The following is a 26,691-nucleotide window of genomic DNA, read 5'->3' as shown; positions in this document are numbered from 1 at the left end:
CATGGCGATAGCTGAGGTGCGGCGGCTCAGGCGCGCCACCGCTCATCGGCGCCCGTAGTGCTCTTTCCATTCAAGCCAGTCCCAGTGGTTGAGGAACGATCGAGCCGCGTTCGTGCCTGAGTCGATGAGGTCGAGTTTGTCCTCCCGTGACAGGGCGAAATCGGTGCTGCTGTGGCGGTCAGTGTCGACGAAGATCGTCCGCTCGGTGACCGAAGGCTCATCGATGTGGCGTCGGTCGTGGGCATTGATCATGGTCGACAGAAGCGAGACGGCGTACTCGTAGGTGTTCGCATTCGGTCGCCACTCTGCCTCAGCTGTCGTCCGGGCCGAGAGCATGACCCCGAGCGTGGGCCAGCGGGCAGGCTGTGCATCCTTGCGGTCGAAGATGTCCACGGGGAAGTTCGAGAGCAGCCCGCCGTCGGAGCCGAGCACCGAGGCGCCGCCTGCGACACTCGGTTCGGCCTTCAACGAGCGGGGCCGGAAGAAGAACGGTGTCGCGGCAGAGGCGCAGACCGCCTCGGCGACCGACTGAGAATCCGGATCGACACCGAGAGCCGATCGGTAGTCCCAGGGCAGGCGCAGCATCCGACCGCGGGAGACATCGGAGACGATGACGACGAGGCGGTACTGCCGTTCGGGAGGCAGCGCACTCTCCGGGTCGTGCAGGCGGAGGTCTCCCCAGGTGCGGATGCCTTGTGCGGAGAGAATATCGTCGAGGAAGTCGTGGAGGGCGGTGCCGAGGTACATTCCCTTGTGGAACAGCAGGCCTTGGACCTTTCCGAGCCACGGCACGAGGCTGAAGGCGGGGTTGAGATCTTCGAAATCGGTGAAGTCTTTGCCGAGGATCGTCTCGATGAGCTGCTCCGGCGGAATGCCCGCGGTGGTCAGCGCGCCCACGATCGCACCGGCCGATGTTCCGGCGATGCGGTTGAAGGAGTAGTCGGCCGAGGTCAGCGCATTGATCGCGCCGACGAGACCAGGAAGTTTGGCTCCTCCGCCTTCGAGGACCAGATCGGTGAGGGCCATGGCCTCCTCCTTCTGCGCAGCTTCGGTGTCTGAGCCACCGCGGGGTCGATGCTCCTCCTCATCATTGTCCATCGAGTAGGCGTATAGCCAATGATGAGGAGGAGCTCGTGTCCCTCGTCAGCGTCGCGCAGGGGCCGGGGCGGCGGTCGGATCGGCGGAATTCAGCTCCTGTGCCGGCGAGGCGGTATTCGACTCCGCCGCCGCGGGCCGACGGCCGGTGAAATGATCCATTGTCTTGTTGACGCCGAGGAAGTCCAGGACCCGGTCGAAGGCCTGCGTCGGCAGCATCCGCATACTTGGCAGCAGACGGGCCAGGGAGGGCATGACCAGCTGTTCGCGCCCGGATTCGATGGAGTCGATGACCTTGGTGGCGACGTTGTTCTCCTCGAGGATGGGCAGCAGGCGAGGGAACTTCGTGGTCACGCCCTCGAACATGCCGGTGTTGATGTAGAAAGGGCACACGACGAGAGTTCCGACGTTGCTGCCGTCGGTGCGCAGCTCGTTGCGCAGGGACTCGGTGAAGCCCAGGGCGGCGAACTTGCTGGCCGAGTAGTCGGTCTGCTTGGCCACTCCGGTGAGGCCCGCGGCGCTGGAGATGGTGACCACGCTGCCGCGGTCACGTTCGAGCATTCCGGGCAGGAAAGCACGTGTCGTCCAATACAAAGCGAGGGTGTTGACGTCGTAGACCCGTCGGATGGCGTCCTCATCGGCGTCCAGCAGCTTCTTGCCGGTGACGATTCCGGCGCAGTTGATGAGGACATCGATCGGGCCGGTCTCCTCTGCGGTGGCTGTGACTTGGCTGGAGTCGCCCACATTGACGGCAAATGAGCGGGCCGGCGTTCCTGCCGCCACGAGTTCATCGCGTACGCGCTGTCCACTCTCGGCCGAGAGGTCCCAGATCAGAATCTCTGCGGCTCCACGTGCTGCAGCGTCGAGGGCCATCAGGCGTCCGATTCCGCTGCCTGCACCGGTGATCAGCACTCGTGCACCATTCATTCGGGTACCACGTGTCATATTTTTGCTCCTTTGCATCTTGAGTTTCAGCGCATGGTTCGGTTGGGAACTCTGTTACCGCCATCACAATACATGCCATGGTTACCGTTGCGTAACCGTTTGGTCCCATCTGTTTTCACTCTCAGGGGTGTCGCCGGCCCGGATGGATGCCCCCTATCGTCGCCGATGGCCGAGGCAAACGCTCACGGTCTTCTTGCGAATGGAGTCAGTGTCGTGCGTCTCATCAAACAGCTCATCGCCGTCGTGGCAGTCACCGTCCTCGGAAGCGTCGTCACAAACATCATCGGGGGAAACGGGGTGGCGGCTCTCGTGGCCGGACTCATCACTGCGACCCTCACGCTCGTCGTCTACCGTGCTGTAGTACGGCGCACGGAGAATCGCACTGTCACCGAGGTGTCGCGGACAGGCGCCGCCCGGTCGCTCGGCCTCGGAGCGCTCATCGGCATCAGCCTGTTCTCTCTCGTGATCGCGACAATTGGCCTCCTCGGCGGATACGCCGTCGACGGGCTCGGATCCCCGGGGGCATTGCTGGGAATGCTCGGGTTCATGGCAGCAGGCGCCGTCACAGAGGAAGTGATCTTTCGCGGTGTCCTGTTCCGCGTCATCGAAGAGCGGACAGGCTCATGGATCGCCATGGCGGCCACCGGTATGGTGTTCGGCCTCATGCATCTGCTCAACCCCAACGCCTCCCTCTTCGGTGCGATCGCCATCGCGGTCGAGGCCGGCTTCATGCTGACCGCCGCCTACATGGCGACGAGGAGACTCTGGGTTCCTATCGGTCTGCATTTCGGCTGGAACATAGCCGCCGGTGGAATCTTCAGCACCGAGGTCTCCGGGGCCAATACGCCGCAGGGGCTGCTGGATGCGACGATGTCCGGACCGGTGCTCATCACCGGCGGAGACTTCGGACCTGAAGGCAGCGTGTTCTCCATCGCCGTCTGCACGCTTGCGGGTGCCGTCTTCATCTGGATGGCTCATCGTCGCGATACGATACTTCCACCGCGCAATCGGCGGCAGGTGCCCGGGGCCTCCCGGCCGGCGTCGATCCGGTGACCTTTCGAGTAAGACTTCCGCTCTATCGGGGATGTCTGCGGACTGTTGCGAAATTCGGTCCTGCCTGGTCATGGGTGCAATTGGCTTTCACGGTCTGTCAGGAGCTGTTGTTGAATGTGCGGAATAGATGCGGGGTCTATGGGCAGTCCTTCATACACGCATGCTCAACAATCAGTAATTGTCACGCACGCACACCACCGTCCTCCTAGCCTCGGGTTTCATGATTAGACGTTGCCAGATGCTGGACTAGCAAGAAGAAAGTGCCCCTGACCAGGGGTAATGGTGTTTGCGATGACAACATCAGTCCACTGAAAAGGAGCATCACCCTCTTGGACGGCGACCGCGTCCGGCATTTCCCTCGAGCGTTCCGCTTACGGACACACATTCGAAGTGCAGCACACTTTGGGTAACCAGTGCAGCACGACAGCACGGATCGTACGTCCGCGCGGTTCATGTCGATTATGAAGTTGTCTCTCCACTGACCGTCTCGTAGACACCACCTAAACGAGACACCCGCACCTCGCCTTGGAGCGCGGACGCCTACGTCTCAATGGCCCAGTCTCATAAGTCTGTGTCTCAGTTGGGAGCTATTGAGACTGGCTGTGTCATCTTGAAATGGCTCCGCCTTAAGTTTCAGTTCGTTCCCGGCTGCTCCTAGTTAAACTGCTCAAATTTCATATTTTTGAGGGATGTGCTCGATTCCGAACTCGGCATAGTGTCAGTGAGTTCACTACTGGTAGCGGACTCACTCTACGGTCGTCGAAAGGCACCACTATGAGGAAACTGCAACCAGCATTGGCTTGCACAACTCTGACGTTCCTCCTTCTCAGTTCTACAGTCACGACAGCTACAGCTTCCGACACAGACGAAGTCAGCGAAGAAGAAATCACATCTTCCCAGGGAGCGTCTCCCTACGTTGAGGCCGACACTGAAGAAGAAGCGATGCGGAAACTCGACGCGATCGAGAAAGAACACCCGCAAGGCATCTCGACCCAAGCAGCATACAAACGGTACGGCCCCTGCACCTTGCACCCTGCCGGATTCCACACCCGAAAGTCAGCCGGACACAAGTACGCTGGCGTGAAACCGGTCACGGTCTGCACAAAAAGGGTGACCGGAATCAAAATGGCTTCTCAGCTGAGGGTGAAGAACAGTCTCATATAGGCCAAGGCCGGGATCCAAATCCCGCAAACCGCCAACGACAAGGACCTGCGCACTGGCGGCAAATACAAGAAGAAGCACTATACGGTGAAATTCACGCAGACGAACATAAATTACAAGTGCAAGGGAACGAAGACACACAAATGGTCAGCCAGCTCGATCGGCCGACTGCGGTATCAGGGCCGGACGCTTTGGGCGCGGGTGACTTCGCCGATACTCTCAGTGCAATGCGGTCCGCACTAGAGCCCGCTGACATGCAGATGAGGTGATTATGGGTAACCAGAAGGTATTTTTACTCTTCGCTAAACAGCCTTCGCCGTTCGACTCGGAAGAGATGATCGATCCGTTCATAGGGATTGTGACTGACGAGCGAGATTGTGAGCGGTTCGAGGCCGAACACTCGGAGTACGAAGTCAGTTGGGAGGAACGGTTCATCAATGATTCGGAGGGGCATTGGGTTGAGCCTGGCGATACCGTGTATGGCTATTTTTACATGTCGACGATCAGAGAATCCCCTGAGGGGGAAGTTCTCGACCTGTTGACTGATGCAGCCGTCGAGTCCGTGTTGTACCAGCAGGCCAACGCCCGCAAAATGCTTGCGATTGGCCATATTCAGGTCATCACCATCGGCGACATTCGGCTAGACGGCAACTTCCCAATCGTCGATGAACCCGCAGACTGGGACAAAATCAAAAACTAACCGAGGCTTAAACTCTCCTCGCTAGCAACTGCTGGGGCAGAACCGACTGAGGTACTGCCCCAGCAGAGAAGTATGGACTCTCATCCCGATCGGGGCCACGTCACACTCGCTTCTCACCATCGAAGCTGGCCGTGGTGGCGAGCTGATGCCGACGACGCCACTACGGATTCTTGGCCAGATGTTCCTCGAGCATAAGCGTGGCCTGGAACGCTCCGAAGGCACCCTTGAGACCTACGGCTACGCCGTCACTGCGCATATCATTCCCAGGATTGGCGACCTACCATTGCCGAGGCAAAGCCGGACCGGTTGCAGAAGTTCCTCAACTCAGTGCACAAGAAGTCTGGTCATGGGGCGACGAAAAATTGCAGGTCCACACTGAGTGGGATGATGTCACTGGCGGTAAGGAACGGAGTCATTTCTCGTAACTCGGTGCGCGATGTGGAGCGGATTGCCCAGCCAAAGGGCAAGAAGGGAGCTGCCGCTGTTTCTCCAGGCGACCTTCTAGACCTTATGGGAAAGCTTCGGCAGGCTTCCACCCTCGTTGAGCGGGACACCGTTGAGTTGTTGGACTTCATAGTTGCGTCGGGGTGGAGGGTAGGGGAGGCCTGCACCTTGGAGGCTTCGTCAATTGACTTCAGCTCCAGCACGGCAGAGGTGGTGGCGAGCAACGTTCGTGTGAAAGGGCGGGGGATCATCCGACAAGCGGTGCCAAAGACTGATGCGGCTTGGCGCGTCACACCACTTCCTGGACCAACTATGGACCTTCTGCGCCGCCGGTACGAGCGGTTGAAGGTGGACACAGCGTTGCTTTTCCCGACCGCGGCACTCACATTGCGGGACCCCTCGAACACACAGCGTGAGCTTCGGGATGTTCGCAACTCACTGGGGTACCCGAAACTTTCAACCCACTCGTTTCGCAAGGCGGCGGCGATGCTCGACCGTACCGGGATGTCGGCGACCGAGATCGCGGCCTTCCTCGGCCATGCGAACCCGTCGATGGCCCAGGACGTCTACATGAATACGCTCAAGGGCAGCGCCCGAACTGGTGCAGTGATGCAGGATCAGCTTAAAGGGGTGATCTGAAAGTGCGGAGTTTATGCGGAGCGACGGACTGTTAGAAAGAGAAAACCCCCGGTTTCCCGGGGGCTTCGCTGTTTGTGGCTCCGACCGGCGTCGATCCGGTGACCTTTCGATTTTCAGTCGAACGCTCTACCAACTGAGCTACAGAGCCAGGCCGCAAACATACCGAAGTATGTTGAGAGAAACAAAGGCCCTTCCGAAGAAGAGCCTTGTGCTCCGCGACCCTGACCGGACTCGAACCGGCGACCTCCGCCGTGACAGGGCGGCGCGCTAACCAACTGCGCTACAGGGCCTAACTATGTTGCATCTGATCCGATGTCGGACTTTACAATCCTACACCGTACCCCCAACGGGATTCGAACCCGTGTCGCCGCCGTGAAAGGGCGGTGTCCTAGGCCTCTAGACGATGGGGGCCCAGGTTGACCTCGGATTCCCCGGGGCAACGACGTTAAGCTTATCCCAACCATTTCGCAGAGTGCAAACCGGCAACCCGTGTCCTCGGTCACACTGTTTCGGGGGCCTTGAGGAGGACGGTTTCAGGCCCGCGGGAGAACGGCCCACAGTCCCCTCGGAGATCATCCCGGTAGGCTCGGCGACATGGAAGACCTCAGTGAAGAAGAGTTCGAAGCGATCCTCGACGAGGCGCTCGACCAACTTCCTGCGGGCGTGACCGATGAGCTCGACAATGTCGCTCTCTTCGTCGAGGACCGGCCCGAGGACGGGAATACACATCTGCTGGGCCTCTACGACGGAACACCGGTGGGGGAGCGCGGCATCTCCGGACTCGAGCTGCCGGACAATATCTTCCTCTACCGCGACAACCTCATTGCCTTCGCCGAGGACCGAGACCACCTGCGGAGCGAGATCGTCATCACCATCGTCCACGAGATCGCACATTTCTACGGAATCGATGACGAACGGCTCCACGAGATCGGCTGGGGCTGAGCTCCACAACCTCCGCAGTCGACCGCGAACACCGGCGTCACCCCAGGTCGTAGGTGGTAGCTGACTCTTCATCAACCGTCATTGATTGGCGCTTGAGCCGGGACTTCGCTTATTGTGGGCGGGTACCCATCAGCATTCGATACAACATTCCGTCCGTATCGACGCGGGAACACAGGGGCGAATGCCCTGGGCAGAAATGCTCCGCGTGTCCTCGCAGATTTACGGGCAGGAGGCACGACCCCTTTATGACAGTGGCATCCAAACCGACAAGCGCGGCTACCCCGGCCGTCCGTGTGCTCAACCTGGCAGGCATCGATTACACCCTGCACAGCTTCGATCACGATCCGAGCACACGCCGATATGGAACCGAAGCGGCCGACAAGCTCGGCGTCGGCTCCGACCAGGTATTCAAGACCCTCATGATCCAGGTCGACGGCGAACCCGTCACCGCCCTGGTTCCCGTTTCCGGGCAGCTTGACCTCAAGGGTCTCGCCTCCACACGTGGAGCGAAGAAGGCCCAGCTGGCAGGCGTCGCCGAGACCGAGCGTCGCACCGGCTACCCGGTCGGCGGAGTCTCCCCGTTCGGGCAGCGCCATGCTGTGCCGGTCGTCATCGACCGCACCGCACTCGAGCACTCCTCGGTCTTCGTCTCCGCAGGTCGTCGAGGCCTCGAGATCGAAATCCGTCCCGAGGATCTCGTTATGCTGACCAATGCACAGGTCGGAAAGATCGCAGCCCTGGACTGATCAGTTCAGCACTGATCAGGCCCATTCGACGTCACCGACGGCGGGCTCTGCCTGCCCTGCGGTGACGTCTGCGTACATTGCCAGGGCCGCGTCCACCTCGGCGACGGGGACCATCATGTCGATGACCACGGTGGCACCGTAGCGTGAACGCGTTGTCCATCCTCTGTTCCCGGCCGCCCGATCCAGGGTGTTGGCCTGGGCATAGTCGACCTCGGCGCGCACAGGCACCAGCTCATGCTTCGTCACCACGCGTGCCGTCTCCAATGCCGCCGAGGTGGCCTGGCCGTAGGCGCGGACGAGGCCTCCCGCCCCCAGCAGGGTTCCCCCGAAGTACCTGGTCACGACCGCAACGACGAACGTCAGCTGGTGACCGGAGACGACGTCGAGGATCGGCGCCCCGGCCGTTCCTGCCGGTTCACCGTCATCGCTGAAGCGCTGTGTGCGCGAATCCGGATCGAGGACGAAGGCGGTGCAATGATGGCGCGCCTTCGGATGGGCGCTGCGGCGCTCGGCGATGACCTCTCTGGCCTCTGCCTCATCGGCGACCGGTGCGAGGTATCCGATGAAGCGTGACTTCTTGATCTCGATCTCGGCTTCGGACACGGCGGCGAGCGTGCGGTAAGGCATGCCGGTCACTCTACCGAAAACCACGGACGCGGACCGTTTCACCGGAATCTGATCTACGATGAGCGGACGAACCTGAACAATGGTGAAAGGGTGATGCGTTGTGCAGCAGCTCAGCGAGGCAGACATCGCAGCGATCAAGGACGAATCCGCCAGGGCCTACGAGCTCGATCGGGCGCATGTCTTCCACTCGTGGTCGGCGCAGGAGCTGCTTGATCCGATGACCGTCTCCCGTGCGCAGGGATCGACCATCATCGACGGCCAGGGGCAGTCGTTCCTCGACTTCTCCTCCCAGCTGGTCAACACCAACATCGGGCACCAGCATCCGAAGGTAGTCCAGGCCATCAAGGATCAGGCGGACCTGCTGTGCACGATCAGTCCCGCCCACGTCAACGCCGCTCGCTCGGAGGCCGCCCGCCTCATCACCGATCGCACCCCGGCCGGACTCGACCATGTGTTCTTCACCAACGGCGGAGCCGACGCGAACGAGCACGCGATCCGCATGGCCCGGCTGCACACGGGCAAGCATAAGATCCTCTCCCGCTATCGCTCCTATCACGGTGGCACCGAGACCGCCGTCAACGTCACGGGCGACCCACGTCGGTGGTCGAATGATCGCGGTGACTCAGGTGTCGTCCACTTCTTCGGGCCTTTCCTGTACCGGTCCGAGTTCTCTGCCACCACAGAGGCGGAGGAGACCGAGCGGGCACTGCGGCACCTCGAGCGCACCATCGAACTCGAGGGTCCGTCGACGATCGCCGCAATCATCCTCGAGACCATTCCGGGCACCGCCGGCATCATGCTCCCCGGAAGCGACTACATGCGCGGCGTCCGTGCGCTGTGCGACACGCACGACATCATCTACATCGCCGACGAGGTGATGGCCGGTTTCGGCCGCACCGGCAGATGGTTCGCCTTCGAGCACTTCAACGTGGTGCCCGACATCATCACCTTCGCCAAGGGCGTGAACTCCGGCTACGTGCCCTTGGGCGGGGTGATCATGGATGATGCGATCTACGGTTCATTCGCACGCAGGCCCTATCCCGGCGGACTCACCTACTCGGGCCACCCTCTGGCCTGCGCGGCCGCGGTGGCCACGATGAAGGCCATGGACGAGGAGGGCATGATGGAGCACGCCGAACGCATCGGCGAGGAGATCATCGGGCCCCGGCTGCGTCAGATAGCGGAGAACTCGAAGCACGTCGGCGAGGTCCGCGGAGTCGGCGCCTTCTGGGCGATCGAACTGGTCTGGGACAAGGAATCCCGCGAACCGCTGGCGCCCTACGGTGGGGGCTCGCCCGAAGTCGCCTCGGTGGTTGCTGCACTCAAGGAACACGGCGTCGTCCCCTTCAACAACTACCACCGGCTTCACGTCGTCCCGCCGATCAACATCAGCGAAGAGGACCTCGAGACCGGCCTGGGCGTCTTCGAAAAGGTCCTCATCGACCTCGACTTCTCCCGCTGACCCCACCAACTGCTACCCGACGGCGGCCCTGCTACCTCGCGCGAGGTAGCAGGGCCGCCGTCGGGTGTTTGGGGGAGTCAGCGGGCGTCGTGGGTGAAATCTCCGCCGAGGACGGTGGCGCGGACCGTGATCTGTGAGATCTGCTCCGGTTCCACCTCGGCGGGGTGGGCATCGAGGGCCACGAAGTCCGCGAGCTTCCCGCGTGACAGTGTTCCCTTGTCTGCGCCATGCCCGGAGGCCTCGGCCGCGACCGAGGTGTAGGCGGCGATCGCCTCATCGGCGCTCAGGCATTCCTCGGCCGAGCCCATGATGTCGCCATCGCGGGTCTTCCTGGTCACAAAGGCTTCGATGCCGCGCAGCGCATTGCCGTCGGCGCAAGGGCGATCCGAGCTGCCGGCCAGGAGCACACCGGCGTTGAGGAAGGACTTCGCGCGGTAGATCAGTGAGCGGCGCGCAGGTCCCAGTGAGGCGTTCATTCCGTCGCCGATTCCTTCGGCGAACGCTGACTGCGGGGTCACGACGATGCTGTTGTCGGCCAAGGTGGACAGGTGCTCATCATGGACGAGGCCAGCATGCTCGATCCGGTTGGGAACGGCTCGGCGACCATACTTGGCCTGGGCGTCGACGATGTTGGCCACCGCAGCATCCACGGCCGCATCGCCGATCGCATGGACCGCGACGGACCACCCGGAGGCGTAGGTGTCCAGGATCTGCTTGCGCAGCACCTCGGCGTCGTCCTGCAGATAGCCGGGATGGTCCTTGCCCTCGTAGTTCTCCCGGAGAGCCGCGGTCTCCCCGCTCAGCGCCCCGTCCATGAAGAACTTGACGGGTCCCAGCGAGACGAGGTCATCGCCGAGGCCGGTGCGCACTCCCGCATCGAGGCCGATGCCGAAGCCGTCGGCGGAGTTCGCTGCGATCTCGTGGAGACCATCGGCCTGCGGCAGGAGCTGCGCGCGGGCACGCAGCTTGCCCTCTTCGCGAGCGCGCAGGTAGGCGCTGACCTCGATGGGGGAGTGCCCGATCCACCCGTAGGCGACGCCGCAGTCACCGAAGGAAGTGATGCCCTCCTTTGCGTAGTACGCAGTCGCAAGGTCGATGGCCTCGACAATCGTGTCAAGTGAATAGGGGCGGATGAGGTCCTGGACGAGGCCCTGCGCGGTCTCTTCGACCAGACCTGTGGGGTGGCCCGTCGCATCGGTGACGACCTTGCCCCCGACGGGGTCGCTGAAGCCGGGGTCGAGGATCCCCGCTCGCTTCATCGCCTCGGTGTTGACGATCGCGGCATGCCCCGAGGTCTGCCGCATGAACAGAGGCCGGTCGCCGGTGATCTCGTCGAGGCGGGAGAGCTCCGGGTACTGCCCGTCGTAGTCGCGGTGGGCGTAGCCGGTGGCGTTGATCCACTCGCCGGCCGGCGTCGTCGCTGCCGCTTTCTCGAGCGCAGCGTAGACATCGGGCAGACCGCCGGGCAGCGCTGTGACGTCGATGGATGCCAGGGTGAGTCCGAACCATGCGGTGTGGCAGTGGACGTCGTTGAAGCCAGGGAGCACGGTGGCCCCGCCCAGCGATTCGACCCGATCCGCGGTGACGCCGTCGAGTTCCTCGTCGAAGCCGATGATGCGCCCGGCGAAGACGCCGATCTTCGTCGCCCGCGGACGTGCCGGGTCGAGCGTGTGGGCATCAAGATCGGTGAAGATCGCGTCGATGTTCATGTCAGTCACCTTTGCAGCGTGGGAATCAGTTGGAGCGTGGGGATCGGCTACAGCGAGAGAGCGTGTGACTTCGCGGCGACCGAGGCCGCCGCGGTGTCGGAGTACTCGGAACGCGGTCCGAGCGCCCAACAGTTGGTAACTCCTGGTCGATTCGAAGCGAATTTTCGACCAGAAGTCACCAACCGTTGGGTCCGTGGCTGTGCAGCCGGTGGTAAGGAGCGCATCAGCCCAATCACACCCGGGCACCGCGGATCGCGGGATCCGTGAGGCAGCGGACGAGGGCCGGACCCTCATGGGCGAGTGCCTTCTCGAAGGCGTCCCGGAAGTCCCCGGTGCGTTCGACCGTCAGCCCCAGGCCGCCGAAGGCCGTGGCCAGGGCCGCGAAGTCGGGGCTTGACAGCGCAGTTCCCGTTGCCCGGCCCGGATACTCGCGGTCCTGGTGGCCGCGGATCGTGCCGTAGACGGAGTTGTCGTTGACGACGACGGTGAGGTTCACCCCGTATTGTGCGGCGGTGGCGAGCTCCTGGCCGTTCATGAGGAAGTCCCCGTCCCCGGCGATGCAGAACACGGGCCGCTCGGGATGAACGAGACCGGCGGCAACGGCGGCCGGGAGCCCGAAGCCCATCGAGCCGTTGCGCGGCCCCAGCGCCGAGGGGAACCCGTGCGTGGGCAGGAACCTGGTAGCCCAGCCCGAGAAATTCCCGGCACCGTAGGTGATGATCGCGTTGTCCGGCAGCAGCTCCTTGACATGGACGAAGGCCTCATCCATGTCGACGAAGCCGTCACCGGCATCATCAGAGCCAGAGCTCGCCGAGGTGGTGACCGGCACCCTCCATTCCTCGAGTTCGGCGCGGGCCTCGCGGATCCAGTCCGGCAGCGGCACCGGCTCATCGTTGCCGCTCAGGTGCTCATCGCCGACGGCGGGTTCATCGATGGACCCGTCCGAGGAGACCGAATAGGCGCGGGCACCGTCCTCGGTGAACAGGGCCTGGGCGAAGCGGCTGACCGAGGTGACGATGTGCTGGGCGAGGCTGCCGAAGTGTCCATGGGCGTCCGGGTCGGGACCGATGACGACAGTCTTGGCCTCGGTGCCGATCGTGTAGGACTCGGTGGCCACATCGGTGCGGACACAGCCGAGGAAGATATGCAGGTCGGCGGAAGCGAAGGTTCTCTTCGCTACTGCGGAGGCACCGAAGCCGAGCATACCGAGGAAGTTGGGGGAGTCGTGGTCGATGCCGTCATAGGCGCGGAAGGTCCCGATCACGCCGAGGCCGCGGTCGCGCGACCATTGGGCGATCCTGCGCGAGGTGGCCGGGGACCAGTCCTCGCCGCCGATGATGAGCACAGGAGAATCGGCCTGGAGGATGCGGGCCCGCAGCTCTGTGACATCGCCGGCATACGGTGTGGCGGAACCGTGTGTGCGCGGGGCGAGAACTCGACCGCCGCTGGCCTGGACGAGCACCTCCTCGGGCAGGCCGACGACGACGGGACCCGGCCTGCCGGTCACGGCGGTGTGCATGGCATCGGCGACCACCTCGGCGGCCTTATCCGGGTCATCGAGGGTCAGGACCTTCTTGGTCGTCGTCGAGAACCAGCCGCCCAGATCGAATTCCTGGAAGGACTCACGTCCACGCTGTGTCGTGGGGATGAGGCCGACGAACACGACGAGCGGTGTCGCGTCCTGGTAGGCGGTGTGGACGGAGACCATGACGTTCGAGGCACCGGGACCGCGGGTGACCATGGCGATTCCGGGGATGCCGGTCATGCGTCCCTCGGCCACGGCCATGTAGCCGGCTCCGCCCTCTTGGCGGCAGACGATGGGGGTGATGGTCGAGTCGTGGAGGCCATCGAGCACGTCGAGATAGGACTCGCCGGGGACCAGGTAGGCACGCTGGACGCCGTGGGCTTCGAGCTCCTTGACGAGGAGATGGCCGGCGGAAAGAGGCGCGGAGTTGTCCATGGCTTCATGCTTATCATTCTTTTGTCTCATGTGGGCAGACTCTTGAACATTCGGTCACGCAACGCCGTATGATCTTGGCACAACGGATTCCGCAGGGGATCGCTCGACATCGAGATACTTCATCGCCAGGAGGCTCAAGTATGACCGGCATCGACTCCGACGAACACTCGGGACAGGCATCATTCATGCCTGGACCGGCAGCGGCCGGAGGGACGCCCCGGAAGCGGCTGGACTCTGACTCGTCTGGGGGATCCACAGAGACGGGCTTCCGGTCTCGGCCGAAGAAGTCGCAGCTCGAACGCGATCCGGGAATGCCAGCGAGCACCTGGCGTCTGCGCTCGGACGCCTGGGAGTACCTGAAGTTCGCGATCAAGCGTCTGGCCATCAGCGGCGGGGACTTCTCGATGATCGCCGCCGACGGTGAGGTCTGGCGTTCGCTGCGGTCGCTGAAGACGATCGAACTGTACTGGGGCGGCTTCGGGCAGCGCTACGTCGAGGACATCGCCGAGCTGCTCTCCAACGGTGAGTTCGACAAGGCCCACGACATGATCACGCGTGCCGTCAACCGCCTGCGCGGAACCACAGTCCCCGACGTCGCCGAGGATGACCTCACCGAGGACGAGCGTGCCGAGCACAAGGACCGCCAGGATTCGCGCCCCCGCTTCGAGGTCCTCATCGTCGATGAGACCACCGAGGGTGGCCGCGATGAGCTGCATACCGACCTGCTCAAGCTGCGCCACTCCTCCGACCAGTTCATCTACGACTACGTCATCGTCCCCACCGCAGACGATGCGGTCGCGGCGGCGCTGACGAACCCGAACCTGCTCGCCTGCGTCATCCGCCCCGGCTTCACCGACCGAACCCGGCAGGTGCTCAGCCGCGATCTGCGCAGCGCCGTCGAGCTGGCCCACCAGGGCACGACCGACTCGCCGACGATGCCGATGAGTCCACTCAATTCGGTCCGTCGAGTGCTGCGTCTGGCAGACACTCTGGCCGGTCTGCGCCCGGAGCTCGACCTCTACCTCATGGCCGGTGCCCACATCGAGAGCCTGGCCGGAGCCCTGACCCATCGGTTCCGTCGTGTCTTCCGCCGTGAGGACCAGTTCGAGCTCCACCTGTCTCTGCTGCGCCGCGTCCAGCACCTCTATGACACTCCGTTCTTCACCGCGATCCGTGAGCACGCGCGCCGCCCGGCCGGTGTCTTTCACGCCCTGCCCGTCTCCCGTGGCGGCTCGGTCGTCGGATCGAAGTGGATCAGTGACTTCGTCGACTTCTACGGCCTCAACCTGCTGCTGGCAGAGACCAGTGCCACCTCGGGTGAGCTGGACTCCCTGCTGGCGCCGGTCGGCACGATCAAGAAGGCGCAGTCCCTGGCGGCCAGGGCCTTCGGCGCGAAGCGGACCTACTTCGTGACGAACGGGACCTCGACGGCGAACAAGATCGTCCACCAGGCCGTCGTCTCACCCGACGAGGTCGTCATGGTCGACCGCAACTGCCACAAGTCGCACCACCATGCGCTCATGCTCACGGGTGCCAGGACCGCCTACCTCGAGGCGTACCCGCTCAACGACGTCGCCTTCTACGGCGCGGTGCCGCTGAACCGGATCAAGCAGCTCCTGCTCGACTACCGGGCCGCCGGCCGCCTCGATGAGGTCCGGATGATCACCCTGACCAACTGCACCTTCGACGGGATCGTCTACGACCCGGAGAAGGTCATGGCCGAATGCCTGGCGATCAAGCCCGACCTGGTCTTCCTCTGGGACGAGGCCTGGTTCGCCTTCGCCCGGTTCCACCCGGTCACCCGCAAGCGCACCGCCATGGTCGCAGCCGAGCGGCTCGAAGCGACCCTCGACACGGACGCCCATGCCAGGGCGTATCGCGAGCAGCGTGAGCGTCTCTTCGATGCAGAGACCGGTGAACCTGCCCCCGACGAGGTGTGGCTGAACGAGTCGCTGCTGCCGCCGCCGGACGCGGTTCTGCGCGTGTATGCGACCCAGTCGACGCACAAGACGCTGACCTCGCTGCGGCAGGGTTCGATGATCCACGTCTACGACCAGGAGTTCTCACACGGAGCGGAGGACTCGTTCCACGAGGCGTACATGACGCACACCTCGACCTCGCCGAACTACCAGATCCTCGCGTCCTTGGACTTGGGGCGCCGGCAGGTCGAGATGGAGGGCTTCGCCCTCGTGCAGAAGCAGTTGGATTTGGCGATGAGCCTGGCCTCTGCCGTCTCGCGCCATCCGCTGCTGAAGAAGACCTTCCGGGTGCTCACCGCGGCCGACCTCATCCCCGAGGAGTACCGGCAGACCGAGCGCACGATGCCTCTGCGCGATGGTCTGGCGACGTTCTGGCATGCGTGGTCGACCGACGAGTTCGTCGTCGATCCCAGCCGCATCACCATCGAGATCAGCGGCACCGGAGTCGACGGGGACACCTTCAAACACGACTTCCTCATGGACCGCTACGGCATCCAGGTCAACAAAACGAGCCGCAACACTGTGCTGTTCATGACGAACATCGGCACGTCACGGTCGGCCGTGGCCTACCTCATCGAGGTCCTCGTCAAGATGGCCGAGAAGTTCAACGACCCGCACGAACTCCAGGCCGAGTACTCCCTCGACGAGCCGGCCGAGATCATGCCGCCGCTGCCGGACTTCAGCGCCTTCGCCCCGGAATACGCCGCCGAGGTACTGGCTGAGGATCCGTCGAGGCAGCTGCCCGATGGTGACCTGCGCACCGCTTACTACGCCGGGCTGCGCCGGTGGAACATCGAACACGTCCTCCCGGAGGAGTTGGGCCGTCGGATCGAGTCAGGAGATCAGCCGGTCTCTGCCGGGTTCGTCACACCCTACCCGCCGGGATTCCCCGTGCTCGTACCCGGCCAGGTCATCACCGCCGAGGTGCTCGACTTCATGTCCGCCCTCGACACCAGGGAGATCCACGGCTACGACGCCCGTCTGGGCTACCGTGTCATCCTGCCGAAGGATGCGCTCGAGTCGAAGAAGTAGCCGAACATGCGCACGAATCGACTCATCCAGACCGTCGAAGCCCATACCGAGGGCCTGCCCGTGCGGGTCGTCACCGGGGGAAGCGGAACATTCCCCGGTGCCACGATGGCTGAGCGTCGGGAATGGTTCATCGCCAATTCCGATGAACTGCGCACCTTCCTCATGTGCGAACCGCGCGGCAGCAGCTGCCTCTCCGGCGCGATCCTGCAGCCGCCGACGCATTCCGATGCCGATTGGGGCGTGCTGTTCATCGAGGTCACCGGAGTGCTCCCGATGTGCGGAGCCGGCACAATCGCCGTGGCCACCGTCCTCGTCGAGACCGGAATGGTGACCGTGGAGGAACCGGTGACGACTGTGCGTCTCGATACTCCGATCGGCCTCATCACCGCCGACGTGGCCGTGCACGATGGTCGTGCCGAATCGGTGACTATCGTCAACGTCCCGTCCTATGCACATGCGCTTGACCAGATCGTCGACGTGCCGGGTCGCGGTGAACTGGCATGCGACATCGGCTTCGGCGGCAACTTCTATGCGTTCGTCAATGCTGCTGAGGTCGCTATCGGGGACGGCGCTTCTGACGGGCAGGGAGTCGGAATCCCCTTCGAGCGTGATCGCGCGGAGGATTTCATCGCCGCCGGGCGGGACGTCATGGCCGCGGTCAACGAGCAGATGGAGCCGGTGCATCCGGAGTCGGGGTACCGCGGCTGCGAACACGTGGTGTTCCTGGCACCGGGAAGCGACAGCGGGCAGAGTTCCCTCGGCGTGCGCCATGTGCTCATCAATGCGCCCGGCTGGCTGGACCGCTCACCGGGTGGAACCGGAACGAGCGCTCTCATGGCCGTTCGTCATGCCCGTGGCGAGCTGGAGTTGAACACGGATTTCACCAACGAGTCCTTCATCGGCACCTCGTTCACCGGCCGCCTGGTCGACGAGACGAACGTCGCCGAGCATGCGGGTGTCATCCCCACGATCACAGGCAGCGCTTGGATCACCGGTACCGCGCACTACACACTCGACCCGAGCGACCCGTTCCCCGCCGGCTTCACACTCTGAGCAAGCTGCCCAGACAACCTCTTTCATCGAGCGGTCACATTAGCGTTGACGGGCTAGGTTCTGCCATAGCCGCTCAACGCTAAGGTGCCCGCTCGGCGAAGCTGAATTGCCCTTACCCCAGTTGCCCGGGATTGAGCACGCGGGAGAGGAAGTCCTTCGTCCGCTGCTCCTGCGGGCTGCCGATGACCTCCCTGGCGGGTCCGGACTCGACGACGTACCCGCCGTCCATGAACAGGACACGGTCGGCGACTTGCCGGGCGAACTCCATCTCGTGCGTGACGACGACCATCGTCATTCCGGCCTCGGCGAGGTTGCGCATGACCTGGAGGACATCGCCCACGGTCTCTGGATCGAGTGCCGAGGTGGGCTCGTCGAAGAGCATGACATCGGGGTCCATGCTCAGGGCTCTCGCAATTGCGACTCGCTGCTGCTGACCGCCAGACAGGGACGAGGGCTTGGCCGCGATCTTCTCAGACAGTCCCACCTTCGCCAGGTTCGCCTCGGCGACGGTGTTCGCCTCCGTCTTCGAGCGCCCCAGGACCTTGGTCTGGGCGATGGTGAGGTTCTCTCGCACGGTGAGGTGGCCGAAGAGGTTGAAGGACTGGAACACCATGCCGATGCGGGTGCGCGCGGCATCGATGTCGAGATCGAGGTCCATCATGTCCATGCCGTCGACGACGATCGAGCCGCCAGTCGGGGTCTCGAGCGTGTTGATGCAGCGCAGCATCGTCGATTTGCCGGATCCCGAGGGACCGATGACGCAGACGACTTCGCCCTTGTCGACGTCGAGGTTGATGTCCGTGAGGACCTGGTTGGACCCGAAGCTCTTCTTGAGGTTCCGAATCGCGATGATCGGAGTCGCGGTCTCCCGCGCCGAGGTGGTGGCTGTTCTGGACATTACTTCGCTCCTGGCTCGGCGGAACCGTATTTGCGTTCAAGGACGCGTGAGAGATAGGACAGCGGGATCGTGATGATGAGATAGCAGACCGCGATGACGATGAACGGGGTGAGGTTGGCTGTGTTGACGATCTCGGCTCGGCCGAGTGCGGCGAGTTCGCGCCCGTCGACAGAGGACCCGAGGATGTAGGCCAGTGAGGAGTCCTTCGTGAGCAGGATGAGTTCATTGGTCAGCGGCGGGAGGATGATGCGCATCGCCTGGGGCAGCACGATCGTGATCATTGCTCGCGAGGACGACATGCCCAGTGAACGTGCTGCCTCGACCTGGCCCTTGGGCACAGCTTGAATGCCGGCGCGGATGGTCTCCGCCATGTACGCCGACGACACGAGGCCGAGGGCGATCATGATGATGACCAGCTGGGGGAGTAGGAAACCGGGGAACGCGACGGGAAGCCCGAATCCCATGACGAGGAAGACAACGAGCGCCGGCAGCCCGCGGAAGAATTCGATGTAGATCGTCGCGAGCCAGCGATAGACGCCGACCGAGGACAGTCTCATGAGAGCGACGACGAGAGCGATAGCCAGCCCGAGGACGAAGCCGAGGGCTGTGAAGATGACGGTGTTCTTCAGCGCACCGGTGATGACCTCAGGAAACATTCCAACGGCGATATCGAAGCGCCCGAAGGTGTCGATGAGCGTTGGCCAATCCGCTACGAGCGCGATGACGACGGCGATGAGGATGAGGATCGCGTACTGGATGCCACGGGAGAGCTTCGCCTTCTGACGCTTGCTCATCTTGGCCTTGGGGGTGGCAGTGGCGAGAGGGACTGCGGGGCCGGTCTGACCGCCGCGTCCGGTCTCGGGTGTTGGTGACATGGGTGAGTCCTTCAACGATGGTGGCGTGGTGTGCCGAGTCTGCTCAGGTCAACGGGCGGCCAGCCCAGACTTGAAAGCCGAGGCAGACCGCCCGATCAGCGATTTCTATTTCGGAGCTTCGCCGAACCACTTCTTGTAGATCTTGTCGTACTCGCCGTTATCCTTGATCTCCTTGAGAGTGTCGTCGACGGCCTTCTTCATCTGGGTGTTGCCCTTTTTCATGCTGATACCGTAGTGCTCATCGGTCTTGATATCGAAGCCGATCGCGAAGCCCTTATTCTCGGTGTTGTAGTTGTAGAGCACGCCGTTGTCATTGATCACGGCGTCGACTTGTCCGGTCTTGAGCGCCTCGAGGGACAGCGGCAGGTCTTCATAGGTGATGACCTCGGAGTCCTTGAAGTGATCGGTCGCGTACTCGAGGCCCGTGGTGCCCGCCTGTGCGCCGACCTTGAAACCCTTAATCGCTGACTCGTCCTTGGCCTTCTTGTCGCCCTTGGTCAAGATCGCCTGGTTCGCATCAAAGTAGGGCTCGGAGAAATCGGCTGCTTCTTCACGTTTCGGCTGAATCGTCGTGGCCGCGGCCGCAACATCGCACTTCTTCTGGTTGAATTCCGCGCCCGAGGTGATCGTTTCGAACGAGGTGTTGACGATCTCCTGCTCGACGCCGAGCTTCTTCGCCACGGCATCGACGATGTCGACGTCGAATCCGACCACCTCGCCGTCCTTCTCGAACTGGAAGGGCTGGTAGGACAGGTGGGTGCAGGTCGTCAGCTTGCCCTCTTTGACCAGAGGGACTCCACCTTCGCCGGTCGCTGCCGGCTCCGATTCGCCTCCTCCTCCGCATGCGGACAGAGCGAGCATGGCGCCGACGGCCACCGTGGCCAGAGTCAAGCGTCGTTTCATAGTTCCTCCAGGAGAGTCAGTGACATCGATGTCATAGAAAGGTGTCGCTCGCGCGGGAAAAGTCTGAGCAACGTCTGAATGGAATCGTACCGTGTCCTGAGTCACACACATGACGAACGGAGCCTCGCCGAGGCGGTCGTTGCCAAATCGTAGTGTTGAAGTTCCGTTTCGGCCCGGGCAGCCGTGACCCGGAATCTGTGTCAGTCCTCGGCTCTGACCAGGTCCGAATGGAGGTGGTGAGTCATGGCCGCTCCAACGGCGGCCATGGAGAAGTCGACCGACAGCTGATTCTCCACCAGACGGTAGGTTCGAGCGGTTGCTTCAACGGGCTTCGCCGAGGCAGCCACGAGGACCTGCGGTGACTGCAGTTCGAGAACCGGTCCGTCCTCCGCAGCAATCAGGGTGCCTTCGGCCAGTTCGGCGTGCCCGGTCGGTTGGGCCAGCACGAGTTCGACGGTCGAGGGCGTGGGGCTGCGCAGGAATCCCGTTTCCATGTGCATGGGCCGTCCGTCGGGTGACCAGGTGCGCTGCTGATAGACCAGGAAGGGTTTGGCGACGTCGCGGAAGATCAGTTCTTCGCTGTAGCTGAAGGGGTCGATCGTGGGGTAGTGGCCCGATCCGGTGCCCTGCCAGGTGCCGATCAAGGGTTGCAGCTGCGGTGAAAGTGCCATGGACGTCCTCCCCTGATGCCGGTTGCCCTCGTCTCGATCCTAGGGCATCGAACTCAGCTCAGCTGAGCCTCCATGTCGAGGTCAGAGGTGTCCTTGGCCAGGAACAGGGCGATGAGCGTGAGGATCGCCGCCCCGATGATGTAGAGGCCGCAGTAGAAGATCGTTCCACCTTCGGCCTGCCACAGGGCCACCATGACGAACGGTGCCGGGCCCGCACCGATGACGCTGGACATGTTGTAGGAGATCGCCGAGCCCGTGTAGCGCACATTGGCAGGGAACAGCTCCGGCAGGTACGCGGCCATCGGACCGAATGTCAGTCCCATGAGGATGAAGCCGACGATCAGGGCGATGATGACGCCTGGGGTTCCTGAATTGAACAGTACATTGACGACGAGACCATAGGTGGCGATGAGAACCGTGACCCCCATGAGCATCTTGCGTCGTCCCAGCTTTTCGGCCAGCGGTCCGGAGACCACGGTGAAGATGCCGAAGAACACGACGCCGATGATGAGGTAGGTGAGGAACTCACTCTTCGTGTACCCCAGCCCAGCGACGAACCCGGCGGGGTCGAAGCTCGTGCCGGCAGCCTCGGCGGCGGTCTTCGCCTGACCGGTGGTGGCAGGTGAGGTGCCGTAGGTGAGGGTGAACGCGGTCATGAAGTAGAAGATCACGTAGGTCGCGAACATGATGAAGGTGCCGAGGATCAGCGGCTTCCAGCTCGTCTTGAAGACAGCAGCGAGCGGGGCCTTGGAGATCTGCTGCTTCTGCGCGACCAGCTGGAAGGCGGGAGTCTCCATGAGGGACATGCGAACGTAGAGGCCGACGGCGACGAGGAGTGCTGAGAGCAGGAACGGGATGCGCCAGCCCCAGGCGAGGAACGCCTCGGGGGAGGTCCATTTGTTGAGCCCGACGAAGAGCAGGTTGGCGATGATGAAGCCGACAGGGGCGCCCAGCTGCGGGAAGGTTCCCCAGATGGCACGTTTGCCCTTCGGAGCGTTCTCGGTGGCCAGCAGTGCCGCACCCGACCATTCGCCGCCGAGTCCGACTCCCTGGCAGAAGCGCAGGAGGACGAGGAGCAGCGGGGCCAGGACGATCCAGCCCGGAGTGCTCGCGGTTGGGAGGAGGCCGATGAGGAAGGTGCCGATGCCCATGATGAGCAGGGACGCGATGAGTGTCTTCTTGCGGCCGATGCGGTCGCCGAAGTGGCCGAAGATGATGGAGCCCAGGGGTCGGGCGACGAAGGCGACACCGAAGATCGCGAAGGAGCTCAGCAGCTGGGTCGTCGACGTCTGGTTGGGGAAGAAGAGGGCCGGGAACACCAGCGACGAGGCGGTCGCATAGGCATAGAAGTCGAAGAATTCGATCGTGGTGCCGACCATCGAGGCGGTGAGAACCTTGCCCCGGGTGTTGTTCTTCCGAGTCGCTGCGATGACATCGGATTCGGACTCCGAGCCCGACTGAGCGCTCGGGTTTCCCGGCTGTGTATGGGTGGACATGTTCTTTTGTGCTCCGCTGTTGTCGAGATACGAAGGCACGGGCGGGATGGTGCTCGTGTCAGATGAAAGTCGCCGGACACTGGCGTGTGAGGCGACTGCTAAACACTACTCCTGTCTCACGCAGTGCGATCCGACGGTATCAGAAGTTGAGATTACTTGTACGTCCGAGCGATCTGCGCGACCCGAACGCCACGTCACGCCAGGACGTCAAGCCCCACCGGCCTCAGAGCTCGACGGTGGTGCGGCTCGCGGTGCCGCCTCGGCGCTGGGCGATTGCGATGATGAGGACGATGAGTCCGAGCAGGCACAGGCCCACGCCCACCCAGGCGGGTGCACGGTAGCCCAAGCCTGCGGTGATGACGATGCCGCCGAGCCAGGCGCCGAGGGCGTTGGCGAGGTTGAATGCGGCATGGTTCATGGCCGCTGACAGGCTCGGAGCGTCGTGGGAGTCACGCAGCAGACGCATCTGCAGGGCGGTCGTGATCATCGAGCCGGCGATGCCGATGAGGAAGAGAGCGATGATCGCGACGGCAGCGATGTGGGTGAAGGCGCCGAAGGCGGCGAGCACGATGGCGGAGAGGATCATGCCGCCGATGCCGGAGCGTTCGATGGACTTGTCGACGAGGGGCCCGGCGATGAGGGAGCCGACGGTCATTCCGAGTCCGTAGACCGCGAGGACCCAGGGGATCGCGACCTCGGGGACGCCGGCGACGTCCGTCATGGTCGGGGCGATGTAGGTGTAGACGGCGAACATGCCGCCGAAGCCGACGGAGCCGGCAACGAGGGTGAGGATGATCTGCGGTCGGGCCAGGGCCTTCATCTCACCGCGTGCCGAGGGCACGCCGCTGAGCTTCACGCGGGGTACGCCGACGGCGACCATGATGACGGTGAGGATGCCGAGAGCGGCGACGAGGGCGTAGGCGCTGCGCCAGCCGAGCATGTTGCCCAGTGCGGTGGCGATGGGGACGCCGACGATGTTCGCGATCGTCAGTCCCAGCATGACTCGCGACATCGCTCGTCCCCGACGGTGCGAGGGCACGAGGGAGGACGCGACGATTGCGCCGATGCCCAGGTAGGCGCCGTGGGGGAGTCCGCTGGCGAAGCGCGCAATATTGAACAGGGTCGCGTCGGGGGCGAGCATGGAGGCGAAGTTGCCGAGGGCGAAGAGGCCCATGAGGCCCAGCAGCAGGTTCTTGCGGTCCATGTGCGCAGCGATCGTGGTGATCAGGGGTGCCCCGACGACGACGCCGATGGCGTAGAACGACACGGCGTGGCCGGCCTGGGGCACGGTGATGCCGAGTTCGCGCGCGATATGGGGCAGCAGGCCCATCGTGGCGAACTCGGTCACACCGATGGCAAATGCGCCGATCGCGAGGGCGAAGACGGCGAATTTGTAGACGCGGCGTGGCACCGGAGCGTCGCTCATGGAGTTCCTTCGGGTGAAGTGAATGGTTTGGACCGCGGTGACGCCCGAGGTCGGAGACTCAATAGGGCGATTCACTGCAACCGAACAAGCCTATTGCCCATCGACAGCCGCCGATAGCCCCGCGGACGTAATGTGACGATTCGAACAGCGACAGCGGGGCTACCGGAAGCTCAGCCTTCTTCGTCCATCTCTGCCAGTGCCTGGGACGCCACGGAGAATGCGGTGTTCGCACTCGGCACGGAGCAGTAGATGGCCGACTGCAGCAGGACTTCCTTGATCTCGTCGCGGCTGAGCCCATTGCGCACGGCGGCCTTGACGTGCATCGCGAGTTCGGCCTCATGCCCACCGGCGATCATCGCGGTCAGTGTGATCGCTGATCGCATGCGCTTCTCGAGGCCCGGGCGGGTCCAGATCTCGCCCCAGGCGTAGCGGGTGATGAGGTCCTGGAAGTCGGCGGTGAAGTCATCGACCTTCACATTCGCGCGGTCGACGTGAGCGTCGGAGAGGACCTGGCGGCGCACGGTCATTCCGGCCACGCGAACCTCGTCCCGGCTGGCTTCACGTGGACCGGAGGCAGTGGGCAGTTCCGCCGAGGCGGCGTCCGAGCTCTGTGTGTTCGCAGAGTTTCCGCCCGTGTTGTTTCCATCCAGGAAGTCGTGGAGCAGACTCGCGACGACCGCCGGCGCTTCGGCAGGCACGAGGTGCGCGGCACCCTCGATGACCTCGAGGAGGGCACCGGAGATGCCATTGGAGATCTCGGCGAGTTTGGTCGGTGGGGTCGGCTGATCCTCGGACCCGGCGACGGCGAGAACCGGCAGGGCGATCTCTGATAGGCGCGAGCGGATGTCGAAGGAGGCCAGTGCGTGGCAGAGCGCGGCATAGGAGAAGCGGTCCGCGTCCTGCAGCGAGTGCAGCAGGGCAGCCGAAGCATCGGGCTCGCGATCCATGAAGCCCTCACCGAACCAGCGCTGGGCCGAACCGATGACCTGTGTGGGTGTGCCCGAGGTAGCGACGACCTCCGCGCGTTCCTCCCAACCGCTGGCCTCACCGATCTTGGCTCCGGTGCAGAACACGGCGGCACGGTCGAAGCGGTCACCGTGGTCGAGGGCCAGCTGCAGGGCGATCGCGCCGCCGATCGAGTCACCGGCCAGGCTGATGCGGGCAGCAGAACCGGCCACGTCGGGAAGGACTCGGTCGATGGTGGTCAGGACCGCCTCGGCGAGGTCGCTCATCGTCAGTCTGGGCACCTCGGACGTCCCCGCGGGGACGTCGACCGGCGTCGACCGGCCGTGGCCGGGCAGGTCGATGCCGATGACCGTCGTCTCAGGATCCACGCCGCCGAGGTGGGTGGCAGCTGACTGCCACAGCGCGCTCACCGAGGTGCCCAGTGAAGGCAGGACGACGAGGACGCGCGGGTTCGCTGTGGCAGTGGCGGCGGCAGGGGCGGCAAGGACAGATGCGGTGAGTTCCACGTCAGGTCACTTTCTTGAGGCGAAGGGGAGGAGCCCCGGCGATACGGGCTCGGGTCCGTTGATTGTGGCAATGATGGTCTGTCGGATGTCTTCGGCGTCGCCGAGGTAGTTCTCCGGTGAGAAGAAGCTCTCCAGATCGTCGTCGGCCTGGTCCAGGGCTGCTTTGAGCGCGGCCACAGGGTCGCCACCAGGGGCGATGATGTCCTGAACCTGAGTCTTCGTCAGCCGGTCGCCGAAGGCGATGTTGAGGCGTTCGGCATAGATGCCGGGACTGGCGGCGTCCACGTTCTTCCGCATCGCATCAGGCTTGACGCTCAGTCCTTCGACCATCGTCTGGAGCATGATGAGCGAGGACACGGCCAGGCCCATCAGCTCGGACAGGGCAGGCCATTCTGCGTGCCAGGCTCCGTCGGAGCGCTCCTCGATCGCCTCGGCCGCGGTCGAGGTCAGTGTGGCCATGAGCCCGGGGGCGCGCATGCCGTTGCGGTGAAGCAGCACCGCCGAGGTGGGGTTGAGCTTCTGCGGCATCGCCGAGGACCCACCGGTTGCAGCCAGGCTCAGTTCGCCGACCTCCGGGCGGGTGCCGATGAGCACGTCTCGGGCGATTGAGGCTCCGACAGTCACACATTGGGTGAGGTGAGAGGCCCAGTTGAGGACCCGGACGCGGTCGGTGTGCCAGGGCGCGGGGATGCTGGTGAGCGCGGCGTCGGGTCCGCGCAGCTGCACATGGAATTCGCGCAGCAGCGCCTCGGTCTGGGTCCCCGCGAACTCGCGGATCGCGGCTCGTGTGCCCGCGGCCCCTCCGACCTGCACGTAGTCGATGCGCGGGGTCAGGCTCTGGACCTCGTGTACTTCGGCGGCCCAGGAGGCGATCTTGAGCCCGAAGGTCGTCGGCATTGCCGGTTGGGTCAGGGTGCGAGCCAAGCACACGGTCGAGGCATGATCCTCGGAGAGCCCGACGAGCACCTCGGCGATGACGTCGAGGCGTGCATGAGTCTGGCGGGCAACTCGGGCCATGAGCAGTCCTAGCGCCGAATCCATGACGTCCTGGCTGGTCAGGCCCTTGTGCAATGCACGGGACGCATCCGGACCGAGTCGTGAGCGCGCGGTCTTGAGGAACGGAATGACCGGATTGCCACCGGATTCGGCGTCAGCGGCCAGCGTCTCGAGTTCGGTGGAGTCGGAGAGAAGCGACCGGGTGGTGGCTTCGATGCCCGTCACCGCCTCGGCGCGGGCATCGGAGGAGATCAGCCCGGCATGTGCCTGAGCGTTGATCCACGCCGACTCCACATCGCCGAGTGCAGACACGAGGGCGACATCGTCGATGGCCTCTGCGCCTCGCAGGTCGCCCGGGGCGAACAGGAGGCGCGTATGGGCAGCGGTGTCAGTCATTGTGTGTCCTC

General features: G+C 63.7%; 22 protein-coding genes and 3 tRNA genes. 9 read left to right on the top strand and 16 right to left on the bottom strand.

The genetic code is table 11. From position 1 onward, the window contains the following. Positions 1 to 42 precede the first annotated feature (42 nt). Positions 43 to 1,098, bottom strand: coding sequence for a patatin-like phospholipase family protein (locus HX613_RS00290; protein ID WP_235343483.1), 1,056 nt, complete (start codon positions 1,096 to 1,098; stop codon positions 43 to 45). A 45-nt stretch (positions 1,099 to 1,143) separates the two neighbouring features. Continuing rightward, positions 1,144 to 2,040, bottom strand: a complete 897-nt coding sequence (locus HX613_RS00285; RefSeq protein WP_235343482.1) for an SDR family oxidoreductase — start codon at positions 2,038 to 2,040, stop codon at positions 1,144 to 1,146. A gap of 213 nt (positions 2,041 to 2,253) precedes the next feature. On the opposite strand from HX613_RS00285, the gene HX613_RS22420 reads away from it, so the two are divergent. From HX613_RS22420 to HX613_RS00265, 4 genes are all read left to right on the top strand, one after another. Then, positions 2,254 to 3,093 (top strand): CPBP family intramembrane glutamic endopeptidase, encoded by an 840-nt coding sequence (locus HX613_RS22420; protein ID WP_235343481.1) that lies wholly within the window; start codon positions 2,254 to 2,256, stop codon positions 3,091 to 3,093. 774 nt (positions 3,094 to 3,867) lie between these two features. Next, positions 3,868 to 4,257 carry a hypothetical protein gene (locus HX613_RS00275; RefSeq protein ID WP_235343480.1) on the top strand — a complete coding sequence of 130 codons (390 nt, stop codon included), beginning with the start codon at positions 3,868 to 3,870 and terminating at the stop codon, positions 4,255 to 4,257. A gap of 268 nt (positions 4,258 to 4,525) precedes the next feature. Continuing rightward, complete coding sequence (locus tag HX613_RS00270; protein ID WP_235343479.1) at positions 4,526 to 4,954, top strand: hypothetical protein; 429 nt, start codon at positions 4,526 to 4,528, stop codon at positions 4,952 to 4,954. Positions 4,955 to 5,338: 384 nt separating this feature from the next. Further along, positions 5,339 to 6,037: a tyrosine-type recombinase/integrase gene (locus HX613_RS00265; RefSeq protein WP_235343478.1), complete on the top strand. Its 699-nt coding sequence runs from the start codon at positions 5,339 to 5,341 to the stop codon at positions 6,035 to 6,037. A 75-nt stretch (positions 6,038 to 6,112) separates the two neighbouring features. Here the strand turns inward: HX613_RS00265 and HX613_RS00260 are convergent. From HX613_RS00260 to HX613_RS00250, 3 genes are all read right to left on the bottom strand, one after another. After that, a tRNA-Phe gene (locus tag HX613_RS00260) sits at positions 6,113 to 6,185 on the bottom strand. Between the two features lie 68 nt (positions 6,186 to 6,253). Next, positions 6,254 to 6,327, bottom strand: a tRNA-Asp gene (locus tag HX613_RS00255). 48 nt (positions 6,328 to 6,375) lie between these two features. Then, positions 6,376 to 6,448: transfer RNA gene (locus tag HX613_RS00250), tRNA-Glu, on the bottom strand. A 183-nt stretch (positions 6,449 to 6,631) separates the two neighbouring features. On the opposite strand from HX613_RS00250, the gene HX613_RS00245 reads away from it, so the two are divergent. After that, a complete protein-coding gene (locus tag HX613_RS00245; protein ID WP_143922255.1) occupies positions 6,632 to 6,979 on the top strand; it encodes a metallopeptidase family protein in 348 nt (115 codons plus the stop codon). A gap of 245 nt (positions 6,980 to 7,224) precedes the next feature. After that, positions 7,225 to 7,725 carry a Cys-tRNA(Pro) deacylase gene (gene ybaK, locus HX613_RS00240; protein WP_235343477.1) on the top strand — a complete coding sequence of 167 codons (501 nt, stop codon included), beginning with the start codon at positions 7,225 to 7,227 and terminating at the stop codon, positions 7,723 to 7,725. Between the two features lie 15 nt (positions 7,726 to 7,740). Here the strand turns inward: ybaK and HX613_RS00235 are convergent, their stop codons facing one another. Further along, on the bottom strand, positions 7,741 to 8,352 hold the full coding sequence (locus HX613_RS00235) for a YigZ family protein (RefSeq protein WP_235343476.1): 612 nt from the start codon (positions 8,350 to 8,352) through the stop codon (positions 7,741 to 7,743). 100 nt (positions 8,353 to 8,452) lie between these two features. On the opposite strand from HX613_RS00235, the gene HX613_RS00230 reads away from it, so the two are divergent. Beyond that, positions 8,453 to 9,814 (top strand): aspartate aminotransferase family protein, encoded by a 1,362-nt coding sequence (locus HX613_RS00230; RefSeq protein ID WP_235343475.1) that lies wholly within the window; start codon positions 8,453 to 8,455, stop codon positions 9,812 to 9,814. A 77-nt stretch (positions 9,815 to 9,891) separates the two neighbouring features. Here HX613_RS00230 and HX613_RS00225 read toward each other — a convergent pair whose 3' ends face one another. Together HX613_RS00225 and HX613_RS00220 are read right to left on the bottom strand one after the other, a co-directional pair. Continuing rightward, positions 9,892 to 11,523 carry an amidohydrolase gene (locus HX613_RS00225; protein WP_235343474.1) on the bottom strand — a complete coding sequence of 544 codons (1,632 nt, stop codon included), beginning with the start codon at positions 11,521 to 11,523 and terminating at the stop codon, positions 9,892 to 9,894. Positions 11,524 to 11,755: 232 nt separating this feature from the next. Beyond that, positions 11,756 to 13,513: a thiamine pyrophosphate-dependent enzyme gene (locus HX613_RS00220; protein ID WP_235343473.1), complete on the bottom strand. Its 1,758-nt coding sequence runs from the start codon at positions 13,511 to 13,513 to the stop codon at positions 11,756 to 11,758. Positions 13,514 to 13,623: 110 nt separating this feature from the next. On the opposite strand from HX613_RS00220, the gene HX613_RS00215 reads away from it, so the two are divergent. Next, positions 13,624 to 16,494 carry an aminotransferase class I/II-fold pyridoxal phosphate-dependent enzyme gene (locus HX613_RS00215; protein ID WP_235343472.1) on the top strand — a complete coding sequence of 957 codons (2,871 nt, stop codon included), beginning with the start codon at positions 13,624 to 13,626 and terminating at the stop codon, positions 16,492 to 16,494. A 6-nt stretch (positions 16,495 to 16,500) separates the two neighbouring features. Further along, positions 16,501 to 17,547 carry a proline racemase family protein gene (locus tag HX613_RS00210; RefSeq protein ID WP_235343471.1) on the top strand — a complete coding sequence of 349 codons (1,047 nt, stop codon included), beginning with the start codon at positions 16,501 to 16,503 and terminating at the stop codon, positions 17,545 to 17,547. Between the two features lie 112 nt (positions 17,548 to 17,659). Here the strand turns inward: HX613_RS00210 and HX613_RS00205 are convergent, their stop codons facing one another. The 8 genes from HX613_RS00205 to HX613_RS00165 all read right to left on the bottom strand — a co-directional run bounded on the left by HX613_RS00205 (position 17,660) and on the right by HX613_RS00165 (position 26,680). Then, the gene (locus tag HX613_RS00205; protein ID WP_268826463.1) at positions 17,660 to 18,445 is read right to left on the bottom strand and encodes an amino acid ABC transporter ATP-binding protein; all 786 of its coding nucleotides are present in this window, start codon (positions 18,443 to 18,445) and stop codon (positions 17,660 to 17,662) included. Continuing rightward, positions 18,445 to 19,239 carry an amino acid ABC transporter permease gene (locus tag HX613_RS00200; protein ID WP_235343871.1) on the bottom strand — a complete coding sequence of 265 codons (795 nt, stop codon included), beginning with the start codon at positions 19,237 to 19,239 and terminating at the stop codon, positions 18,445 to 18,447. The genes HX613_RS00205 and HX613_RS00200 overlap by 1 nt, the downstream gene beginning before the upstream one ends. Positions 19,240 to 19,425: 186 nt before the next feature. Then, on the bottom strand, positions 19,426 to 20,223 hold the full coding sequence (locus HX613_RS00195) for a transporter substrate-binding domain-containing protein (protein WP_235343470.1): 798 nt from the start codon (positions 20,221 to 20,223) through the stop codon (positions 19,426 to 19,428). A gap of 200 nt (positions 20,224 to 20,423) precedes the next feature. Then, positions 20,424 to 20,894, bottom strand: a complete 471-nt coding sequence (locus tag HX613_RS00190) for an FABP family protein (protein WP_235343469.1) — start codon at positions 20,892 to 20,894, stop codon at positions 20,424 to 20,426. A 53-nt stretch (positions 20,895 to 20,947) separates the two neighbouring features. Next, the gene (locus HX613_RS00185; protein ID WP_235343468.1) at positions 20,948 to 22,390 is read right to left on the bottom strand and encodes an MFS transporter; all 1,443 of its coding nucleotides are present in this window, start codon (positions 22,388 to 22,390) and stop codon (positions 20,948 to 20,950) included. Positions 22,391 to 22,613: 223 nt separating this feature from the next. Then, positions 22,614 to 23,816, bottom strand: a complete 1,203-nt coding sequence (locus HX613_RS00180; RefSeq protein WP_235343467.1) for an MFS transporter — start codon at positions 23,814 to 23,816, stop codon at positions 22,614 to 22,616. Between the two features lie 170 nt (positions 23,817 to 23,986). Continuing rightward, positions 23,987 to 25,288, bottom strand: coding sequence for a bifunctional 3-oxoadipate enol-lactonase/4-carboxymuconolactone decarboxylase PcaDC (gene pcaDC / locus HX613_RS22910; RefSeq protein WP_442862575.1), 1,302 nt, complete (start codon positions 25,286 to 25,288; stop codon positions 23,987 to 23,989). Positions 25,289 to 25,294: 6 nt separating this feature from the next. Further along, positions 25,295 to 26,680: a lyase family protein gene (locus HX613_RS00165; protein ID WP_235343466.1), complete on the bottom strand. Its 1,386-nt coding sequence runs from the start codon at positions 26,678 to 26,680 to the stop codon at positions 25,295 to 25,297. Positions 26,681 to 26,691 lie beyond the last annotated feature (11 nt).

This window comes from Brevibacterium sp. UCMA 11754 (assembly GCF_021532275.1).
Lineage (GTDB): Bacteria > Actinomycetota > Actinomycetes > Actinomycetales > Brevibacteriaceae > Brevibacterium.
This window is presented reverse-complemented; position numbering and strand designations above follow the sequence as displayed.

Excerpts from the sequence above, each read along its gene's own strand:
- HX613_RS00290 (WP_235343483.1), bottom strand. The coding sequence starts at position 1,098 with ATGGACAATGATGAGGAGGAGCATCGACCCCGCGGTGGCTCAGACACC.
- HX613_RS00285 (WP_235343482.1), bottom strand. The coding sequence starts at position 2,040 with ATGACACGTGGTACCCGAATGAATGGTGCACGAGTGCTGATCACCGGT.
- HX613_RS00275 (WP_235343480.1), top strand. The coding sequence starts at position 3,868 with ATGAGGAAACTGCAACCAGCATTGGCTTGCACAACTCTGACGTTCCTC.
- HX613_RS00270 (WP_235343479.1), top strand. The coding sequence starts at position 4,526 with ATGGGTAACCAGAAGGTATTTTTACTCTTCGCTAAACAGCCTTCGCCG.
- HX613_RS00265 (WP_235343478.1), top strand. The coding sequence starts at position 5,339 with ATGATGTCACTGGCGGTAAGGAACGGAGTCATTTCTCGTAACTCGGTG.
- HX613_RS00245 (WP_143922255.1), top strand. The coding sequence starts at position 6,632 with ATGGAAGACCTCAGTGAAGAAGAGTTCGAAGCGATCCTCGACGAGGCG.
- ybaK (WP_235343477.1), top strand. The coding sequence starts at position 7,225 with ATGACAGTGGCATCCAAACCGACAAGCGCGGCTACCCCGGCCGTCCGT.
- HX613_RS00235 (WP_235343476.1), bottom strand. The coding sequence starts at position 8,352 with ATGCCTTACCGCACGCTCGCCGCCGTGTCCGAAGCCGAGATCGAGATC.
- HX613_RS00225 (WP_235343474.1), bottom strand. The coding sequence starts at position 11,523 with ATGAACATCGACGCGATCTTCACCGATCTTGATGCCCACACGCTCGAC.
- HX613_RS00220 (WP_235343473.1), bottom strand. The coding sequence starts at position 13,513 with ATGAGACAAAAGAATGATAAGCATGAAGCCATGGACAACTCCGCGCCT.
- HX613_RS00215 (WP_235343472.1), top strand. The coding sequence starts at position 13,624 with ATGACCGGCATCGACTCCGACGAACACTCGGGACAGGCATCATTCATG.
- HX613_RS00210 (WP_235343471.1), top strand. The coding sequence starts at position 16,501 with ATGCGCACGAATCGACTCATCCAGACCGTCGAAGCCCATACCGAGGGC.
- HX613_RS00205 (WP_268826463.1), bottom strand. The coding sequence starts at position 18,445 with ATGTCCAGAACAGCCACCACCTCGGCGCGGGAGACCGCGACTCCGATC.
- HX613_RS00200 (WP_235343871.1), bottom strand. The coding sequence starts at position 19,239 with ATGAGCAAGCGTCAGAAGGCGAAGCTCTCCCGTGGCATCCAGTACGCG.
- HX613_RS00195 (WP_235343470.1), bottom strand. The coding sequence starts at position 20,223 with ATGAAACGACGCTTGACTCTGGCCACGGTGGCCGTCGGCGCCATGCTC.
- HX613_RS00190 (WP_235343469.1), bottom strand. The coding sequence starts at position 20,894 with ATGGCACTTTCACCGCAGCTGCAACCCTTGATCGGCACCTGGCAGGGC.
- HX613_RS00185 (WP_235343468.1), bottom strand. The coding sequence starts at position 22,390 with ATGTCCACCCATACACAGCCGGGAAACCCGAGCGCTCAGTCGGGCTCG.
- HX613_RS00180 (WP_235343467.1), bottom strand. The coding sequence starts at position 23,816 with ATGAGCGACGCTCCGGTGCCACGCCGCGTCTACAAATTCGCCGTCTTC.
- HX613_RS00165 (WP_235343466.1), bottom strand. The coding sequence starts at position 26,680 with ATGACTGACACCGCTGCCCATACGCGCCTCCTGTTCGCCCCGGGCGAC.